Origin of the sequence: Caballeronia zhejiangensis, from assembly GCF_022879815.1 — a bacterium.
GTDB lineage: Bacteria > Pseudomonadota > Gammaproteobacteria > Burkholderiales > Burkholderiaceae > Caballeronia > Caballeronia zhejiangensis.
Genome location: NZ_CP084283.1, coordinates 2,300,997 through 2,319,853, shown reverse-complemented (window position 1 = coordinate 2,319,853; position 18,857 = coordinate 2,300,997). Strand labels below are relative to the sequence as shown.

Here is an 18,857-nt window from a genome sequence, read left to right as displayed (position 1 = left end):
CCCGGCAACCGGAGGATCCAAAATGAATGTTACGCCAGTTGGAATTGACATTGCGAAGAGCGTGTTTCAGGTGCATTACGTCGACCCGGAAACGGGCGAGGTATTGAACAAAGCTGTCAAACGCGCGCAGCTTCTTGCGCATTTTGCAAACCGTTCGCCATGTCTGATCGGGATGGAGGCGTGCAGCAGTGCTCATCACTGGGCCCGGCAGCTTGTACAGATGGGTCATCAGGTCAGGCTGATGCCGGCACAGTTTGTAAAGGCGTTCAACATCCGCAACAAAAGCGACGCGGCCGACGCGAAGGCGATCTGGCTTGCGGTGCAGCAGCCGTGCAAGGCCGTAGCGGTGAAAACCGAAATGCGACAGGCGGTGCTGATGATGCACCGGCAACGGGAGCAACTGGTGAAGTTCCGCACTATGCAGATCAACGGTCTGCGGGGAATGCTAGCTGAGTTCGGGGAAGCGATGGGAAAAGGCCGGTTTGCACTGACGAAGGCAATCGCCGACGCGTTCATTCGCATCGAGGAGCGACTGCCGAAGGTGTTGATCGATTCACTGCGTGAGCAGTGGGCGCGAATCGAAAAGCTCGACGAAGAAATCGCGAGAATCGAAAGACGGTTGCGCGAATGGAAGAAGGAAGACAAGGCCGTGAAGGCGATCAGCGAAATTCCAGGCGTGGGCTTGCTGACAGCAACAGCGGCTGTCGCAATGATTGGCGATCCGAAAGCGTTCAGCTCTGGGCGTGAATTTGCAGCTTGGGTCGGACTTGTACCAAAGCAGACGGGATCAGGCGGCAAGGTGAATCTTCATGGGATAAGCAAGAGAGGCGACGCCTATCTGCGCAAATTGGTCGGCCTCGCAACGCAGCCGGTGATCAACCTGATGCGCGACGCGCTGCTTGAGTCAGCGGTGATCCTCGCTGACGAGACGACCGGATGGCGTGATCACGGATATCGCGACGACTATATCTCGAAGATACGCGCCACAATTCGCCTGAGACGCGTAATGTCCGGCTGGCTGCAATCAGGTCATTCTTCCACTTCCTTGAGTATCGCGAGCCCGCGATTCTTGAGCAGGCGCGACGAATCCTGGGTATCCCATACAAGAAAACTGATTCCCGTTTAATGCCGTATCTGGTCGAGGATGAGGTTCGGGCCTTGCTCGTTACGCCCGACCCGTCAACCCGTGAGGGTATTCGGGACAGGGCGATGCTGCACCTGGCCATCTGCGGCGGCCTGCGTGTATCGGAGCTGACGGGATTGCAAATCGCCGATGTTGTACTCCCGTCGATGAGCATCCGTGTTCACGGCAAAGGTCGGCGGGAGCGCGCGTTGCCCCTGTGGAAAACGACCGCTAGCGCGTTGCGTGCCTGGATGGTGGTACGGGGAACTGTCGCAGTACCGGAACTGCTCGTTAATGCACGGGGCGAAGCGATGAGCCGTTGGGGTTTCGCGTATGTCCTTAAATGCCACACTGCAACGGCCAGTCATAAGCGCCCCTCGCTGTCGAAAAAGCAGGTATCACCGCACGTCCTGAGACATACCTGTGCAATGATAGTACTACGAAGCACACAAGACATCAGAAAGGTGTCCCTGGGGCTCGGGCATAGCGATCTGGCGACCACTGAAATCTACACTCGCGCAGATACCAACTGAGAAGCTCGAAGCCCTCAACGCGATCGTCCCGCCGCATTTGCGCAGGGGTTCGTTCCGGCCGTCCGATAAGGTAATCGCCATGCTCAGGGCCAAGCTTTAATGGAGAGATGAACGGGCGCGGAGTTCGCTCCGTGCTCGCTCAGGGGGTGCATTCTCCCATAGGAAAACACTTCCCATAAGGCACGAGTTATAGGCACTTCGATCGCCGTGCATCCTTCGCAGCGCAGCAGGTGCCCTCCCAGCGCCGCGGTGCGGCGCTGTTCAATTGCGGACATGACCTTCAGCTGCCCGAGGCTCAGATTAGCGGTTCGATGCCACGCTGGACCAAGAGAGCGGAAGACGTCTGCGACCTCAAGCGCGCAATGCGCCACGATGAGAGTTACTCGGTAGGCAAACTCTCAAGAGGGCTGACCACCTCGCGCAGAATATCGGTGGCACGTGCGCATAAAGCGCTGTGGTCTCAAGCTTCTTGTGCCCGAGCATGACCTGGATCACCCGGATATCGACTTTCTGTTCCAGCAGATGCGTGGCAAAGCTGTGCCGCAAGGTATGCATGGACACGCGCTTGTCGATTCCCGCAGCCTCGACCGCAGCATGAACCGCCCGGTTGAGCTGGCGGGTGCTGAGCGGCTCGATCGGGTTAAGTCCGGGAAACAGCCAGCCTCCGTCGAGCATCTTGCCCTGGGCGCGTGCGACCCGCCACCAGGCCCGCAAACGCTCGAGCAGGATCGGCGACAGCATGGCATATCTGTCCTTCTGGCCTTTGCCTTGCTCAACGCGCAGCGTCATACGCTCGCTATCGATGTCACCGACCTTCAGCGCAGTTACCTCGCTGGCGCGTAATCCTGTTCCGTAGGCGAGCGCCAGCGCCGTTTGATGCTTCAGGTTGGTCGCCGCCGCGATCAGCCGCCCAACTTCTTCGCGGCTGAGTATGACGGGCAAGGTACGCGGGAGATAAATCGGACGCATCTTCGCCATCAACGCTTCTTGAGCGAGCGTCGTACCGAAGAAGAACTTTAGGCCGGTGATCGCCGCGTTCAAAGAAACTGGCGACACACCGTGGTCAACCAGATGCAGTTGATAGCGACGCAAGTCTTCGACGGTGGCAGTGTCGGGCGAGCGTCCAAGGAAGACGGTGAACGCTCGGACCACACGAAGATAATTGGCTTGCGTGGTCGGCGCGAGGCGGCGCATGCGCATGTCGTCCATCATGCGCTGACGCAACGGACTGGTAACTTGGGTGGGGGATGTCATGGCCCGGTTCCTCCTGGGTAACGAGGCGGATCGCCTCATCACTCAACATAGGAAACAGGAGGGTTTTACCCCTTTCATAACCAAAAACTTTGAACGGAGCACTTACCGCGCGAGCGGTTTAGGCCATTGGCCGGTTGGGTGAAGTCGCCAACGTCCGCTTCATGGCGCTCCGTCCGCAACACGCTCATTCGGCGGACTGGCCGCTTTGGAGAGGGTCGTCTGACCGGAGTGGGTCGGGTCCAGCCAGCCAACGTCGGGCGACAGCCGGCCAGAAAGATTTTTGCACATCGCTTTGCGCGGACATGTAAGTGGCTGCTTTGATTCAGTTCATCACCCCGCATCGTTCAGTTGGGGCAGCCCCGGCGCACGGCAGTTCTTTTGCTGGTCGTCGCGCCGACTTGCGAATCACCTCTGTAGCAGTATTGACCGAACCGCGCTAATCAGCCGGAAGGGCACGAGCCTCAGACGTCGCAGCACTCACGCATAATGAGCAAGGGGAAGCTCGTTGGACCTTATACCGTCCTTGTATGGAACGCGCGGACCGAGTGCGCCTTAGCTGCCAGGCAATTATAGTGACGTTTCGGACACTATCGTATTTGCGCCGGCCAAAGATTCGACTGAAGGTTTCCTTCTTTCACACGACTTCCGTTGCTTGGCTTCTTCCAAAAAGTGTCCTTGCAAGACGCCGAACATAGACGATAATCAACAATGCGCCAATTGGAGGAGAGGGTCGGTAATCGTTAGGAGTCTAAACGTTGACGGAGAATCTATGGCCGGAACCTCAAATGATGACCTCAGTGGCAGCATGAATCCGAACAACCCCGCGTACGATGCGATCGAGCGCAACCGGAAAAATCAGATCAGTGCAAACGATGACGACGGTGATTGGTCGCCGCGCTTAGGTAGCCAAGCGCTCTCCTCCTCTTCAGAACCGGTATCCTCACCGCGGGCCTGCAGGGCAGAGCAAGAGGAAGTGGTGCTAGAGGCGATCGTCCGGCCGCACAAGGTTCGCGTATTGGGCCTGTACTTACTGATCATATCGGGCGACGAGAAGCGCAGGTGCATCAAAGTGGATGCAGCCTCGATTGAGGAAGCCGTTGGCGATGCAGAGAGAATTTGGACGAGCAGGCCTCTCGCGTACCTCGCTCTCTACGACAAGGCAAGCATCTATCTCGAGCAAACGCGAGCGAGACAGTTTAGCCCGGATGTGTTGCAGTCTGTCGTCGAGCTCGATGAGCTTGAGAACTTAATCTCGTTTGCGTCTGCCCACGCCAGTTTCGCAAGAGCCAGCCTAACCACCGTTGCCTGTTCCCCTCACGGACAAAACGCGCTTGGGCGATTTTTGGAGAGCTATGGCGCTTCCTATTCCGCGTTGCAGGGATTGCGCGCGGAAAGGTCAGGACGGATCAAAGCGCTCCGCGCAGGCGGGTACGACGTAACTGAGGAAACGGCAGGCGAGTTTGGCAAGGCCGGAAGGCTCGCACAAGTCGTGAATGCCAACGCGCAATGGGTACGGGATTTCCAATCCGGACAAGCACAGAACGACCGAATTGCCGCAGCACTCTCTCGGCCAGAGCGCGTCTTGGACGTAAAGGCTTAGCGCTACCTGGTTTCCAATCACCGTCAGTTTCATCAGGATATTAGAATGTCCCGAGAAGCGAGGAAGACTGACCGTGTCTGGGAAAGTACAAGCGGGCTCAGGATTGATCGCCATTTCGGCAGCGATCGCCGCTCAGAGTCGCCCTTAAACTCGAGGGTGGATGCGACGCTAAGATGGCGCCCTTCCTACTTTTGCGAGCCCTTTCATCCACGGACGGGTTTTGATAGCCAAGTCGAATCCAGTCCACCTGCCGATCCTGCCGCAGGAGAATGGTAAGCGATCCACGAACGACGCCGCTCAGAGTAAGGTGGTAGAGCGCGTGATGTGTGATAGCGAAGTGGGTCAGCGGAGATCTGCGGGCATCTTCCAGGGCAGCAGCGCGTCGTAGTCGTCGACGGTCTTCGCCAGAGGAAGGCGCTGGAATAACCAGTGGAGGTAACGATAGGGATCGATGCCCCCGGCTTTGCAGGTTTCGATCAGGCTGTAGAGGTTTGCACTTGCGTTCGCCCCCGCTACGGTGTCGCTAAAAAGCCATGAGCGGCGCCCGACGACGAATGGGCGAATCGCATTCTCGCAAGGGTTATTCGAGATGGCCCAAGTGCCGTTCTCGACGTAGCGGATCAGCTTCGGCCACTGTTCGCGCAGATAGGTCAGTGCCTTTCCGAGCAAACTTTTCGGTACGACGCCGGGCGACTCCGCGAGGGCTAAAGCGTAGATGGCGTCGAGTATGCGCGTGCTGTATCGCCGTCGCAATCGCTGTCGTCGCTCAGGCTTCCATTTCTTAGAGCGGGCCTCCGCAGCGAACAGCTTGCCGATCAGCGTGATGAAGCGTGCCGCGAGCAGATCGGGCGAACGCGCGGCTTTCGGCACGTTCTCCTCCGCTTTGATGAAGTACCGTCTTAGGTGTGCCCAACATCCGAGGTGCACGAGGTCGTAGCGTTGAGCTATGTCGTTGTAGGGCTCGTAGCCATCAGTCATCAGAACGGCGCCCTTGCGGATGCCCGTGAACAGCTTGTCGGCCAGCTTGGCGCCGCGTCCGGGCGTATAGCTGAAGCAGCGGATAGGGACGCCCGAGCCGGTCATCTGCGCCCAGAGGTAGCTCTTCGTTTGTGGTTTTCTCCCTTTCTCTTTCAGTACCTGGAACGTTGTTTCGTCGCAGTAGATCAGCTCTGCCTCGAGCAACGCATCGCGCATCAAGTTGATCACGGGCTGGGTCGCGAGGCCAACGCGAACCATGCTGGCGGCGATCGTGTTCGACGAGATGTCTCCGCCGAAGCGACACAGCAAACCGGCCTGGCGATACAGCGGCATGCCGAACTGATACTTGCCGGTGGCGATCCATGCAAGCGCCGATTCGCTGAACAGTCCGCGCGCGATGATGCGCGGCGGCGCCGGCGTGACCTTGATGCCGAGGTCACAGCAAGGGCACGCATATTTGACGCGCTGGTGTTGGATCACCCGAAGCTGCTCGGGGATCACATCGAGCTGCTCACTGATCTCCGCGCCTATCTCGACGAGCGCGTGCCCATCGTTCGTGCAGAAGCGTTCGGCTTCGGGCAGTTCGTGTCTCACGACCTCGCGCGGCAGATTTGGATCAAGCGGCTTGCGATGACCGCGCTTCTTGCGCTTGTGCGCGCCAACCGTCGTCTCCGGCGTGTCTTCCTGCGCGGGCGCGCTGTTCGCTCCGAGCGTCTCCGCTTCGTTGAACAAGCTAGGTTGATCAGAATCTCGTGCTTCACTCTTGGCGCCGAACAGTTCGCGACGATAGGCTCGGAGGCGCTCCTCGGCGAGATCTCGCTCGGCCGTCACGAGCCGCAAAGCGCCGCGTAATGCCTCCTGTTCTTCTCGCAATGCACGCGCAGCATCGCGCTCGGCAAGCAACGCCTTCAGTTCCTCGGCGGTGATCGTGACGTTGATCGGCATGGCGGTTAGACCTGCACGCCGCCTCACTGTTCAGCTCACGCGATGATATTCCTGCTTCGGATGCCGTCGAATCGCGGTGATGTCATCGCCGTCGAGTAGCGCGTGCAGCACGTTGGTGGTCATCGTCACGATCTCAGCCTTGTTGTCGGGCCAGATGAAGTGGCTTCTCTCCAATCGCTTTATGAGAAGCCAGAAACCACTGCCATCCCAGCCAAGGATTTTTATCCGATCGCGACGCCGGTTTCCGAAGATGTATAGCGAAGTGTCCATCGGATTCAGGCGCATCGACTGCTCGACGAGAATCGACAGGCTATTCATGCCGTAGCGGAAATCAACGGGATCGCGGTGCAGATAGACCTTCAGATCGTCGTCGAACCGGAACACGGCATCCTCCCCAGAATCTGAACCATGGTCGTCAATTCGTCGATGGTCGCGATTGCCCCGCCAAGTTCAAGCTCGACGCCGTTCGACAGACGCACATGCAAGGCAAGTGTCATCGATGGCGGTGTGGACGGTTGTGTCGGCGACGCTGAAACGACCGACACGAACGCAGACGGCTTTACCGCGACGGGGACGGGTTGGTGCGACCCTGGCAGATCGACGGCCACGTCATTAATCGACTCGTCGGGTTGAGGCGGGTTGTATTCTTCGTTGCCATTAGGCTGCGACGCTGACGAAATGCCTTTCTCGCGCTCCACCAGGTACTTCGCGATCCACTTGCGCAGCAGATTGGCGTTGATGCCGTGCTGCTGAGCCAGACCGGCGACTGATACTCCGGGACGAAGTGCTGCCTCAATCAAGGCGCGTTTACTTTTTTCGTCATAGCGCCGACGGCCATCGCTGCTGCGACGCACTACTGCCAACTCTGAGTCCATGCCAGTCATAGGTGTCCACCTCAAGATAGGTGGACACCTATGGTCCTCGCTACCGTCGCTCACTGCCAGACGTCGAAGATGGACCGCTTACGGAGAATGGCTCTCGGCTTGAGGCGAAGCGGCCGGGAGGCCCGACCACGGATCGCTTCTATCGCCGGCGATGCCGTCTGCGTCGGCGGGTTATGCACGGCATGCATCGACACGAGCCGGCATGAGTTCGGTTTTCCGGCGCAGGCCGAGTGGAACTGAGCGGCGACTCGACTGGAGACGGACCGAGGCTTGGCTTGAACGCATTCGGAGGATGCCGACGCGTGAGGCAATCGCGCGCGCTGCTGACGCAACGCCCCGCGATGTCACCACCATGGACGCGAACTATCGCCATCTCTTGGATCGGTGCGGTCACCGTGCTCCCCGCGATCCCGACGGTGACGCCCCTCGTTATGTTCTTCGCAGCGGTGCCCGGTTCTGGGCAGGCCGCTTACCTTGCGGATATACCCGGTGCTCCCCGCGGCTTCCGCAAAAAACAAATCGCCCTCGGGCCCAAAAGCGAGTCCCCTCGGACCGCCCATGATGCCCGCTTGAGTCGGAGGGCCGCCGTCGCCACTATGACCATCCATCCCGCTGCCGGCAAGGGTCGTGATGATGCCGGTGTGCCTATTGACCTGGCGGACGCGGAAGTTGAAGGTATCGCTGATGGTCAGGTTGCCAGCGCAATCAAATGTGATGTGCGTAGGAAATTTCAAGAATGCGTCGGTCGCCAAAATGCCGTCTCCGTTGTAGCAAGCCGAGCCGCCAACCTGCTGGCAGGTGACTCCTGTCCCGGCTACTTTAGTGATCGTCCCGGTCGATGCCTCGAACCGGATGACGTTCGGCGGAATGGGATCCACCACGTAAAGCACGCCGGGCGGGTCGAATGCCATGGTGACGATGTATGCCGCGCCCAACTCGACAACGGTAGAAATAATGCCTGTTCGATGGTCCACGCGCCGGATCCTGCCCGCCGCCGAATCGGCAATGTAGAGATCGCCTTTCCGGTTCACCGCGACATCGTTGGCAAATACGGTTGCTTGCGTGGCCGGACCGCCATCACCGCGGTTGGGCACGTTCGGCGTACCGGGGCCAGCCACCGTGGTGATCACGCCGGTGTCACGATCGACCCTTCGAACGACTTGCGTATTACCCGTGTCGCCAATGAAGACATTCCCGGCGCGGTCAAGCGCCACCCCTGTCGGATAGTCGAGCAGGGCCTGCGTGGCCGGACCGCCGTCGCCGCTATAGCCTGCCTGCCCGGTGCCAGCAATGGTCGTCACCGTGCCGTTCGTGTGGTCAATGCGCCGAACGACGTGATGTGTCGGTTCCGCTGTATAGATGTTTCCCGATCGGTCCGCCGCGATGGCTTCGGCCTGGATTGCCTGAGCGTTGTCGCCGCCTGCGAAGGTAGTGATCGTCTGCGCTTGGGCGGTGTGCACAATCGCGACTAGCAGCAATCGGTAAAAGGCTCGCAACATGACAGCGAGGCTTCGGCCTATCCGGATTCTGTGCCACATACGTCCTCCCTTCGTGCGTCATCGAAGTGCACGACCATTCAAAGAGTCGATGTCGCGGAATGCAGGATGTTGTGGCCAAGGGGAAGCAAGCCCGAAGCGTCCAAACCGCCAGTCACTTCATTCTAGTGCGCGGCGCGCACATATGCATTCACGTAACGGGTGCCCACGCTCGCGTGTCGTCGCGTATCTTAGCCGGGGGGAGCGTTGCGGCGCATTCAGTATGGGCAGACGCGCAGTTACTCCGAGATCGCCAAATTTCTCGGCGCGCCGCGCGGGGGTGCAAGCGGATTTCCGTCTCACGCACGAGAAATTTGGCGCGCTCTGCAATCTATCGCGGCAATTCGACGATATATGTTTGCACGCGTCGGTATGTCTAGCATTCACTTCGGTCTTAATGCACCAACGTGGCGTTTCGGAGACGTCCACTTGAGGAACGGGCCTCCTCGCTTTTGCGGACAAACTGCTCCCCGGGAGGACTCTGTCCATTCCATCTCATTGCAGCCGTTTGTTCAAGGTACGTTGATCGACGCGCGAACTGCAAGCCGATAACCGACGGCTGCCTCCGGAGTTGGTGTGCTAACCCACAGTCTTGCCTAAATAAAGGTGCAACTAATAGTGGACGCCTTTAGGCGCCACGAAATTTTGCGCGCACGCATAACGCAGGTTACGCTTTCTCCGCGCCACCCGATGACGAAGCTGAGCGTCTGTTAGTCGGCCGAGATTTGCGGTTCGGGAACCAGCAATTTCATGAGCGGCGCGATGGTCAATGCATAGAAACGGAAGGCGCTGAGAACGACGCGGAGAGCGCGACGTCGCTCAGCTTCACCAGTCTACCCGGTGCTTTTCTTCGGTTTCCTGATGACGCCGATCGTCGTCGACATGCAAGTAGATGCTGGTCGTGATCAGCGATGCGTGTCAGAGGTTGTCGCGAACCATGCGCAGGTCGACCTTGCTGTCGGCCATGTGGGAACCGGCGCTGTGCCGTAGCCAGTGGGCCGAAGCCTTCTCGAGCAAATCGGCTCGCGCGCTCGGCGCATCGTCTCGCTCACGAAGGCGCGCCGCGGCGCGCGCGAACACATCCTTCACGATGGCATGGAGCGCTGCGCGTGTGAGTGGCGCACAGGCCTCGGCGCGTTCGTTTGAGCTCGCGGCGCCGATCGGCAGAACGAGCGGCGTATCTTCGTTGGGCGAGGGTAGCGCGCTCAATCCGAAGTGCTGCCGATAGCGTGATAGCTCCATCATCATCTCGCGCGTGGCGGGCACCAGCCGTTGCTTGTCGCCCTCGCCCTGAACGGCAAGCCACCAGCGCAGGTTGCCGTCCACATCGCATCGCACGAAGAACTGGCCCATGGTGTTCGCGCTGACTTCCGCGATGCGCAGCCCACCGAGATAGAGCAGCGTGAACAGCCATCGGACGCGGTACGCGTGGGCTTCTTCGCGGTCCGTGTCTCTAGGCATCGTTGCGATGAAGTCCTTGACCTCCTGCCAGACGCTCGGCTCGAGATACCGGGTGATGCGCGGCGCGGCGTGTCGGGTCCGCTGCCGCGAGAGGGACAGTGAGTTGCCAGCGAGGTAACCGGCCTGCAGCGCGCAGCTGGTGGCTCGCCGGTAGCGCCCAAGGCTAAGCGATGGCGCGAGTAATGCTGGCGCCCGAAATTCGTGAGGACTTCGATCGCATATTTGGTTTTTTCTTCGAACACACGGCGGAGCGTGCAGTCGAGCGCATCGACGATATCGTGTCCGCACTCGACATTCTCCAGCCAAGCCCAATGATTGGCCGGCCGGTCGACAATCATCCAGGCATGCGCGAATTGGTCATTTCGAACGGTGCACATGGCTATTTGGCGCTGTATCGGTTTTTGCCTGAGTTCGACGCGGTGTTCGTAGTGGCAATTCGAAGTCAGCGCGAACAGCGGTACCGACGAGAATCTTCGTGAGCGCTTCAATTAGCGTTACAACGTGCTGATCGCAAATGATAGATGACGGCTCTTGATGACTCGTCCTTTGGCGGAGTCGCAGACGACGCGATTCAACCAGCGCCATGTCGGGTGTCGAATGAGGCACGTACGCAGGGCGGAGAACTCCAGATTCCGAACCGCCGGTGCCGGCCAATGGACTTCTTTAAGTACCATCAGCCTGCCCCTCGAACGACCGCTGCTCGTCGCTGAGCGGCCCGTCATAGCTGCGGTCTCGCTGCGCACACTAAGTGCGACGAACTCGTCGACATGGTCGGCAGAGCGCAGCGCGCGACGCAGTCGTGCCGTACTGCCTGCGTCCGTCCTCGTGTGCATTCTCCTTCAAGCGTTATCCCTCCGCGCTTTACGAAGCGCTGCCTCCAACTGGTCAACGGCGTAGGGCTTGCGAAGGCTTTGCCAATGAAAGTCGCCCGGGTCGATGTCTTGAACCGTATCACCGGATGCGAAAATGACCGAGATGCCCCTGTGCACCGTCGCGATGCGATGAGCGAGCTCGATACCGGAAAGGTCGGGCAGGTGCACATCGGTGAGAAGTACGTCAAACGCGGCCTTATCGAATGCGTCGAGTGCGGACTGCGCGCTGGACGCGGTTGTCGGGCAATGCCCTAACATTCGGAGCAGTTCACTTACCGCATCGCACGTCGGCGCGTCATCTTCTACGACCAGCACGCGAAGAGCGATGCGCTCCGCGACCTCGGGCGTGCTTGCAGAAACTTGGTTTGCGCCGTCTTTCAACGGCAGCCCCTCGGAGCCCAAGACCTGTCGGACTTTTGACGCGAGCTCCTTGCGGCTGTATGGCTTGCTGATGAGCTCAACGTTGGGGTCTAGCCGGCCGCCGTGAACAATCGCGTTTTGCGTATAGCCCGAGGTGAAGAGGACGCGCAAATGTGGCTGCAGCTGAACGGCACGTCGTGCCATTTCAGGACTTTTCAACGTTCCCGGCATCACGACGTCTGTGAAGAGAAGGTCGACGTGAACGCCACTGCTGAGCACTGCAATAGCTTGGTCGGCGTTGTCTGCCTTCAACACCGTGTAGCCAAGGTCGGTGAACATCGCGATCACCGTCGCTTGCACCTTAGTGTCATCCTCGACTACGAGCACCGTCTCACTGCCTCCCATGGCGGGGGCAGTGAGTCTAGTTGTCGCTTCGCGCGCCTCCGCAGATGTTCGCGGCAGGTAGATGCGTACGGTTGTGCCGTGCTCAGGCTCACTGTAGATGCGGATGTGTCCGCCGCTCTGCTTCACAAAGCCGTAAGCCATGCTGAGACCCAGTCCTGTTCCTTGACCTTCAGGCTTCGTGGTAAAGAACGGGTCAAACGCTCTCTCGAGCACATCCGCCGACATCCCGCATCCGGTGTCGGTCACGCCGAGCATCACATATTGACCAGCCGGCACGTCCGAGAGCGAGCGCACGTAGTCGTCGTCAAGCATCGCGTTCGACAATTCGAGCGTCAGCTTGCCGCCATCGGGCATCGCGTCGCGCGCGTTGATTGCCAGATTCAAAAGAACGTTCTCGAGTTGGTGAACATCGACGAACGCATTCCAAAGGCCGCCCGACACCACCGTTTCCACTTCGATGGTTTCTCCTAGTGCTCGACGCAGCAGGTCATCCGTGCCCCGGACCATAGCTGCGAGGTTCACTGGCTCCGGCCGCAGCGCCTGGCGCCGTCCAAACGCCAGCAGCTGCGACGCGAGCGTTGCGCCGCGTTCGACGGCCTGAATGGCGTTTCCGAAGCGCTCCATTGACCACTGATCCCGGGCGCAACGGGTTTGGAGCAGTTCGAGGTTGCCACGCAGGACCTGGAGCACGTTGTTGAAGTCGTGGGCCACGCCTCCTGTCAGCCTGCCGATCGCCTCCATCTTTTGTGCCCGAAAAAGCGCGGCTTTTGTCTCCTCGAGGAGCTTGTCGGCTTCTCGCTTCTCAGTGATGTCTCGAGTGATTTTTGCAAATCCAAGCAGGGCGCCGGAGTCGTCGCGAATGGCATCAACGATTACGTGCGCGACGAACCGGCTTCCGTCGCGGCGCACACGCCATCCTTCTGATTCGAAACGTCCCTCACGGGCTGCAATCTCGAGTGCACGCTGCGGCAGGCCGGCGGCTGCGTCTTCCGGCGTGTAGAACCGGGAAAAGTGCGAGCCCATTATCTGCTGCGCGCTGTAGCCTTTGATGCGCCGTGCGCCGTTGTTCCAGTTGGTGACAAAACCGTCTGGCGACAGCATGTAGATCGCGTAGTCAGAAACGCCGTCGACGAGTAATCGGAATCGTTGCTCGCTTTCGATTACCGCCTCGTGAGCCTTCCGTTTCTCGCTTTCGTCGCGTACAAGCTTTGCGAAGCCAACTGGGGTGCCGTTTGTATCCACGAGCGCAGTTGTCACGACGCTCGCCCACAGCACCGATCCGTCCTTTCGCTTACGCCAGCCCTCGATCGCGGAGCTACCTTTTTCTCGCGCCTGGCGAAGTTCGGCTTCAAATGCCTCTCGATCCTTTGGATCATCGGGAAGCAAGACGATCGAATGCATTCCAATGATTTCGTCGGGGCGGTAGCCATAGATGACCTCTGCTCCGGCGTTCCAGGTCGAGATGAAGCCATCGGGCGTTATGGCGAATACTGCGAGTTCGGTGACGGACCTGGCCCACTCCGTTGCCCGGTACTCAGCGGCGGGACCATCCGGGTTTTCGGTGCGAGACATGTTGTTCAAGTTTTGTACATGACGCCGTCCATTCTACAAGCGCGAGCGACGAGCCAATCGCGCTGCCCGGAAAATGCGCTGCCCCTGAGCGAAGTTCATCTTGGCGCGCCCATGACCCGCCCGGTGGGATGTTTTTCAACTAGCTACCGTCGCGGCGTCTTTCGGTTAAAATTACTTCGTGAACTACGTCAGGCAGGTAATATCGACATTCGATCCGGGGTAAGCTCGTTTAGATGCCAAAGCGAGCGTGGGCGGTCGGATCAGGATGTACACGGTGCTTGACGCTGGAGGAAGTCCCGAACTAGACCAGCTACTCTGTCTGTTTGCGTGACAAGAAACAAATGGCCATCATCAATGACATGAAGGGTAGAGCACCGAACGCACGCTGCGATTATTTTCGCATTGATCAGGGGGACGATTGGATCGTCGTCCCCATGTATGACGAGGGTGGGCTGTGGCAGGCGTCTTAGCCACAGCAAGCTGCTCCATCCCCACAGTGCAAGAAGCTGATAGATGTAGCCACGCCCATTGGGCGTTCGTATGTGGTGGCCATGCTCTTTGAGCAACTGGGGGTCGCGTCTGTACGCGCCACCATATATCTCAGCGCCAACCTTTTCTAGGAAGACGGGGTCCCGGTACCGACGTGGACCTAGCATCTTCAAAAGAACTGATAGGCGAGCGGGAAACATGATTACGCCGGGAGTTGTGGCCGCTAGCACGAGTCGTCGACATCGCTTCGGATACCGACGCGCGAACTGTTGCGCAAGTGCGCCTCCCCACGACACGCCCAGCACATCAACCGGCCCGTCGTAGCAAATTTCCGTTAGCAGCTTATCCGTCAGAACGCACAACGTCGAGAAGCGGTATGGTTTGCGCGGAGTCGGCGAACCACCTACCCCTGGGACATCGAAGATAATGACTTCAACATCGCCCAGCGCCTCGACAAAGGGTTCGAGCAGTTCCAGATTGGCGCCGATTCCGTTGAAGATAAGAAGGGGCGGCAAAGCAGAGTTGGCGCGGCGAATGCCGACGCGAATAAGTTGACCGTCGAGATCGACCGACTGAATTTTCATGACGACCAAGATGAGAAGTGGTAGTGGCGACCCGCGCAAGGCGGAGTTGATCGTTGCGCAGGCAAGAGTCCGAAGGCAACGACTCCGCGATTTCCACGCAGGGCGGATATCAGAACGCGAAGCCGAAATCAGGCCCCGACGCATAACAGCCAACGGCGACAATTGATCGCGGCTGCCCAAAGCAGTCGTTGCCTTGGTTAATTGTCCATTCTAGAGACGAGCGATCAGCTGCTCCCCTCTCTCGAAGGGAGGGCTGAAGCAGTGGCTCGTTCCTCCTTCTCCTGCCGTTCGGCGACCGCAACGCATCCACTCGCCCGCTGTGGCCCGTCGGTCGCCTCGGTATATTGGTGCAGCGCAGACGTTTGAGCGTCGGCTCGAATGCGACACTGGACCCTCGCACACTGATCGCCGCGGGCATGTCTACTTCTGAGTTAAACCGTTCACATCATACGGGTATTCAACCTGAGGGCTCGACGTCTCACCAGCTCGCCGGCGCGAAAGTTATTCACACGCTTAAGGAGTCCCATCGCCATGTGCCTGTGCAGGCTTTCCCGAGGCGGCCGCCGGAGCACGTGACAAGGCGCACTGCCGCGCGGATGATGAAGGTGGACGGACTGCAGAGCTTCAGCAATGACCGACGATCTGGCGACATGGTTGGCGCAAATTGGCCTTGGCGCTCATGCGGCGAAGTTCATCTCGCAAGGGATCGACTGGGATGTGCTCGCGGATCTTTCCGAGTGCGACCTGAAGGAACTTGGCCTCACGCTCGGTGATCGCAGGCGGCTCGCAAAAGGGCTTGCGAGTCTTGGGCAGGGGAGGGCGTGCGACGGCTCATCCTGCTTGGCAGAACCTAAGACCATCGAGGCCGAGCGACGGCAGGTCACCGTGATGTTTGTTGATCTCATCGACTCGACGGCGCTCGCCGAGCGCTTCGATCCCGAGGAGCTGCGACGCCTTCTGGGTCGCTACCACCAGGCCTGTGCGCAAGCAATCGAAGCCCATGAAGGCCATATCGCGCTGTATATCGGCGATGGCCTGCTCGTCTATTTCGGCTACCCAAATGCGCACGAAGACGATGCCGTGCGCGCGGTGCTCGCCGCGCTCGGCGCTATCGCGGCGCTGCGCGAGGTGAACGATCGCATCGAGACCGAGTGCAGCGTTCGCCTGCGGGTGCGGATCGGAATCGAAGCGGGGCTCGTCGTCGCAGGTGCGGTGGGCGCGGGATCGTCGCTGGATCAGCAGGCGATCGTCGGAGAAGCGCCGATCATCGCCGCAAGGCTGCAGGCCATCGCTCCGCCCGATGCGATCGTCGTGGGACCGACCGTGCAACGCCTGATAGAAGGATCGTTCAAGCTCGACGACCTGGGGTGCCGGGAATTGAAGGGAATCACCGGGGCGGTCCGGGTCCAGCGCATTCTTGCGCAGGCCGACGCAATGGATCGCTTCGCAATCAGGGCGGTCCACGGCATCACGCCGCTCATCGGCCGGGCTGCCGAACTCGACATGATCCGGCAGCGCTGGAAGCAGAGCGTCGAAGGCGAAATGCGCTGCGTGCTGCTAACTGGCGAGCCGGGAATCGGGAAATCCCGGGTGCTTCGGGCGCTGTGCGACAGCATCGGCGACGAGTCGCATGCGATCGTCTCGCTTCACTGCTCCGCATACTATCGCAACAGTCCGTTCTGGCCGGTGCTGCGCTGGCTGCAGCGCACCTTCGGCGTCGGCCCGGATGTGGCGGATGGGTCGGGCGGCACCGATAGTGAACGGCTCACGGCCGGGATCGCAAGCCTCGGAGTCGATGCGGGCGAGGCACTGCTCGTTCTCGCAAATTTGCTAGGCATACCCGCGGCCACGTGCGATCCGACCGTCGACACCTCTTCGCCGTCCTTCAAGCGCCGGACGCTGGACGTGCTCGTTTCCCTGCTCGAAGCGTCGACGCGCGTTCAGCCGGTGCTATTCGTGATCGAAGATGCGCACTGGATCGACCCGTCGTCATTCGAATTCGTTCGACGGGTGGTGGAACGGCTGACTTCCGCGAGACTTCTCGTCCTACTCACGGCACGGCCGGAGTTCGAATCGGGATGGACGTTCCCGCATCTCGTACAGCTCAATCTCGACCGGTTGTCGCGCCGCGACTGCGTTGCGATGATCGAGCGGCTGACGGACGGCAAGCGCTTTCCCGCGCTCGTGCTCGATCAGATCGTCTCCAAGACGGACGGCGTGCCGCTCTTCGTGGAAGAGCTGACCAAGGCCGTTCTCCAGAGCGATCTGTTGCGGGATGCCGGAATGAGCTACAAGTTAAAAGGCGCGGCGCAGGCGATCGCGATTCCGGACACGCTGCAGGGCTCGCTGTTGTCGCGGCTGGACCGGCTCGATCCCGCCGTCAAGGAGACCGCGCAGATCGCGGCCACAGTGGGCCGGGAGTTCGACGCCAAGCTGCTGGGCCTGATCGCGTCTACGTCGGAGAACGAACTGCGGGAAGAACTTGATCGCCTGATCGGCGCCGAAATCATCGTTCCGGCCGCGGGCAAACGCGCTGACGGCGACGCCTATATGTTTCGACACGCGTTGATCCAGGAGATCGCATACCAGTCGCTGCTGCTCGCGCGCCGGCGACACTATCACGCGCGCATCGCCGCCGCGCTCGAGGAACACTATCCGGACATCGCCGAGCGGCAGCCCGAGCTGATCGCGCAGAACTTCGCCGCGGGTGATCTGCCGGAGCGCGCGATCGGCTACTGGCAGCGTGCCGGCGAGCGCGCGCTGGCGGGCGCGGCCTACGACGAGGCCATCGCCCATGCGCAGCGCGGACTCGAACTCGTCGAGCGATGCTCTTGCGACGGACCTGACCGAGCGACCCGCATCCTGCCGTTGCTGTTGACAAGAGGCAGGGCAGAACTCCGGCTGGCACAACGCGAGGCGATTGCGACCTTCCGCGAAGCGGCTCGAATTGCCCGGGAACATAAGCTGACCTCGTATCTTGTGCAGGCGGCACTGGAGTTCGACACCGCTGAGACGTTCCTCGAAGGCTCCGGGAATGCATCGCTTGCGTTGCTGGAGGAGGCGCTCGCAGAGGCCGGCACCGAGGAATCGGTCGAGCGCTGCCGCCTGTTGAGTCGGCTCGTGCGCACCATTCATATGACAGGCGCACGCGAACAAAGCAGCGAATTTGCACTGCAGGCTGTCGCGCTCGCCCGACGACTGAACGATCTGCCGAGCCTTTTCGACGCGTTGGCGTGCGAGTTAATGCATGTCGGTGCTCTGCCGTTGTCCGCCGACAGCTTCATGCAGCGCGCGAACGTGTTGCTGGAGCTGAGACACATTGCGGAAACGCTGGGCGATGCACACACCATCGGCCATGCATGCGCTCGATGTCTTGCCGGGTATCTGGAGATCGGCGAGGTGGACCAATTCGAATGCGCGCTGGAGCGATATCGAGAAATCGCCGCTAGCGGGCAGCACTTCGTCGACAAATGGTGCGTGACCGGGGCGCAGGCGATGCGAGCTATTCTTGTCGGCGATTTCGCCGAGGCGGAACGAAAGACGCGCGATTCGCTGCAGATGGCGCAAAGCGCCGATGCGAATCTCGCAACCGGCGTCTACGGCATGCAGATGTTCGCGATTCGCCGCGAACAGGGTCGGCTCGCGGAGGTAGCCCCGATCTTCAAGCGTTTTATCGACGATGCGCATTCCGAGGATACGACGTGGCGGCCAGGTTTTATGTTGATATGCAGCGATCTCGGCTTCGCGGCGCAGGCACGCGACAGTCTCGACCGGCTTTCGGAACTGGCATATGGTGTCCCCATGGACAGCAAGCGGCTGGTCACGCTCGCGTATCTGGCGGAAGTGGCCGCACGGCTGCGGGATGTCGGGCATGCCGAGCGGATCTACGCCCTGCTCCTGCCATTTCGCGACCAGGCCGTCACGGTTCCGGTCTTTACGCTTTGCTGCGGTTCGGCGGCGCGGTTTCTCGGCATGCTGGCCCACGCGCTCGGCGACTGGTCGAGCGCCGAACAGCATTTCGAATATGCGCTGCACATGGACGAACGCTTGCGTGCATGGCCCTGGCTCGCGCATAGCAGGCACGAATACGCCCTCATGCTGACGGCGCGCAATCGCATCGAAGACAGGGCGCGAGCCCAAGACCTGCTTGCGCTCGCGGCAGCCGAAGCCAGGAAACTCAGAATGTTCGCCCTTATCGAGCGTATTGGCGGGGCGCAGACCGGCGCAGGGATCAGAAACTAGCGCGAGATATCGCGCGGTTC

Annotated in this window: 10 protein-coding genes and 4 pseudogenes; 5 read left to right on the top strand and 9 right to left on the bottom strand. The window is 60.1% G+C overall.

Features of this window, described 5'->3' with window-relative positions:
• Positions 1–22: 22 nt before the first annotated feature.
• Positions 23–892: pseudogene (locus LDZ23_RS11060) on the top strand (IS110 family RNA-guided transposase); the annotation flags it as partial.
• A gap of 233 nt (positions 893–1,125) precedes the next feature.
• Positions 1,126–1,656 (top strand): tyrosine-type recombinase/integrase, encoded by a 531-nt coding sequence (locus LDZ23_RS34980; RefSeq protein WP_250524004.1) that lies wholly within the window; start codon positions 1,126–1,128, stop codon positions 1,654–1,656.
• Between the two features lie 180 nt (positions 1,657–1,836).
• Here the strand turns inward: LDZ23_RS34980 and LDZ23_RS11055 are convergent.
• Both LDZ23_RS11055 and LDZ23_RS11050 read right to left on the bottom strand, forming a co-directional pair.
• Positions 1,837–2,027: pseudogene (locus LDZ23_RS11055) on the bottom strand (transposase zinc-binding domain-containing protein); the annotation flags it as partial.
• Between the two features lie 8 nt (positions 2,028–2,035).
• Positions 2,036–2,910, bottom strand: a pseudogene (locus tag LDZ23_RS11050) (tyrosine-type recombinase/integrase).
• A gap of 769 nt (positions 2,911–3,679) precedes the next feature.
• Here LDZ23_RS11050 and LDZ23_RS11045 point away from each other — a divergent pair.
• Positions 3,680–4,510: a hypothetical protein gene (locus tag LDZ23_RS11045; RefSeq protein ID WP_244807576.1), complete on the top strand. Its 831-nt coding sequence runs from the start codon at positions 3,680–3,682 to the stop codon at positions 4,508–4,510.
• A 342-nt stretch (positions 4,511–4,852) separates the two neighbouring features.
• Here the strand turns inward: LDZ23_RS11045 and tnpC are convergent, their stop codons facing one another.
• The 5 genes and pseudogenes from tnpC to LDZ23_RS11020 form a co-directional block, all read right to left on the bottom strand.
• The gene (gene tnpC, locus LDZ23_RS11040; protein ID WP_239294552.1) at positions 4,853–6,433 is read right to left on the bottom strand and encodes an IS66 family transposase; all 1,581 of its coding nucleotides are present in this window, start codon (positions 6,431–6,433) and stop codon (positions 4,853–4,855) included.
• A gap of 30 nt (positions 6,434–6,463) precedes the next feature.
• Complete coding sequence (gene tnpB, locus LDZ23_RS11035) at positions 6,464–6,817, bottom strand: IS66 family insertion sequence element accessory protein TnpB (RefSeq protein ID WP_045463971.1); 354 nt, start codon at positions 6,815–6,817, stop codon at positions 6,464–6,466.
• Positions 6,793–7,317, bottom strand: a complete 525-nt coding sequence (locus LDZ23_RS11030) for a transposase (RefSeq protein WP_244807575.1) — start codon at positions 7,315–7,317, stop codon at positions 6,793–6,795. Before LDZ23_RS11030 ends, tnpB begins: the two co-directional genes overlap by 25 nt.
• Before the next feature lie 344 nt (positions 7,318–7,661).
• Positions 7,662–8,816: an NHL domain-containing protein gene (locus LDZ23_RS11025; RefSeq protein ID WP_244807574.1), complete on the bottom strand. Its 1,155-nt coding sequence runs from the start codon at positions 8,814–8,816 to the stop codon at positions 7,662–7,664.
• Between the two features lie 861 nt (positions 8,817–9,677).
• Positions 9,678–10,451: pseudogene (locus LDZ23_RS11020) on the bottom strand (tyrosine-type recombinase/integrase); the annotation flags it as partial.
• 44 nt (positions 10,452–10,495) lie between these two features.
• Here LDZ23_RS11020 and LDZ23_RS11015 point away from each other — a divergent pair.
• Entirely contained in the window at positions 10,496–10,792 is a 297-nt protein-coding gene (locus LDZ23_RS11015; protein ID WP_244807573.1) for a type II toxin-antitoxin system RelE/ParE family toxin, read from the top strand.
• A 360-nt stretch (positions 10,793–11,152) separates the two neighbouring features.
• Here the strand turns inward: LDZ23_RS11015 and LDZ23_RS11010 are convergent, their stop codons facing one another.
• Together LDZ23_RS11010 and phaZ are read right to left on the bottom strand one after the other, a co-directional pair.
• Positions 11,153–13,522 carry a hybrid sensor histidine kinase/response regulator gene (locus tag LDZ23_RS11010; protein WP_244807572.1) on the bottom strand — a complete coding sequence of 790 codons (2,370 nt, stop codon included), beginning with the start codon at positions 13,520–13,522 and terminating at the stop codon, positions 11,153–11,155.
• 260 nt (positions 13,523–13,782) lie between these two features.
• Positions 13,783–14,595, bottom strand: a complete 813-nt coding sequence (phaZ, locus tag LDZ23_RS11005) for a poly(3-hydroxyalkanoate) depolymerase (RefSeq protein WP_244807571.1) — start codon at positions 14,593–14,595, stop codon at positions 13,783–13,785.
• A 630-nt stretch (positions 14,596–15,225) separates the two neighbouring features.
• Here phaZ and LDZ23_RS11000 point away from each other — a divergent pair.
• Positions 15,226–18,837 (top strand): AAA family ATPase, encoded by a 3,612-nt coding sequence (locus tag LDZ23_RS11000; RefSeq protein WP_244807570.1) that lies wholly within the window; start codon positions 15,226–15,228, stop codon positions 18,835–18,837.
• Positions 18,838–18,857 lie beyond the last annotated feature (20 nt).

Excerpts from the sequence above, each read along its gene's own strand:
- LDZ23_RS34980 (WP_250524004.1), top strand. The coding sequence starts at position 1,126 with ATGCCGTATCTGGTCGAGGATGAGGTTCGGGCCTTGCTCGTTACGCCC.
- LDZ23_RS11045 (WP_244807576.1), top strand. The coding sequence starts at position 3,680 with ATGGCCGGAACCTCAAATGATGACCTCAGTGGCAGCATGAATCCGAAC.
- tnpC (WP_239294552.1), bottom strand. The coding sequence starts at position 6,433 with ATGCCGATCAACGTCACGATCACCGCCGAGGAACTGAAGGCGTTGCTT.
- LDZ23_RS11030 (WP_244807575.1), bottom strand. The coding sequence starts at position 7,317 with ATGACTGGCATGGACTCAGAGTTGGCAGTAGTGCGTCGCAGCAGCGAT.
- LDZ23_RS11025 (WP_244807574.1), bottom strand. The coding sequence starts at position 8,816 with ATGTTGCGAGCCTTTTACCGATTGCTGCTAGTCGCGATTGTGCACACC.
- LDZ23_RS11015 (WP_244807573.1), top strand. The coding sequence starts at position 10,496 with ATGCTGGCGCCCGAAATTCGTGAGGACTTCGATCGCATATTTGGTTTT.
- LDZ23_RS11010 (WP_244807572.1), bottom strand. The coding sequence starts at position 13,522 with ATGTCTCGCACCGAAAACCCGGATGGTCCCGCCGCTGAGTACCGGGCA.
- phaZ (WP_244807571.1), bottom strand. The coding sequence starts at position 14,595 with ATGAAAATTCAGTCGGTCGATCTCGACGGTCAACTTATTCGCGTCGGC.
- LDZ23_RS11000 (WP_244807570.1), top strand. The coding sequence starts at position 15,226 with ATGACCGACGATCTGGCGACATGGTTGGCGCAAATTGGCCTTGGCGCT.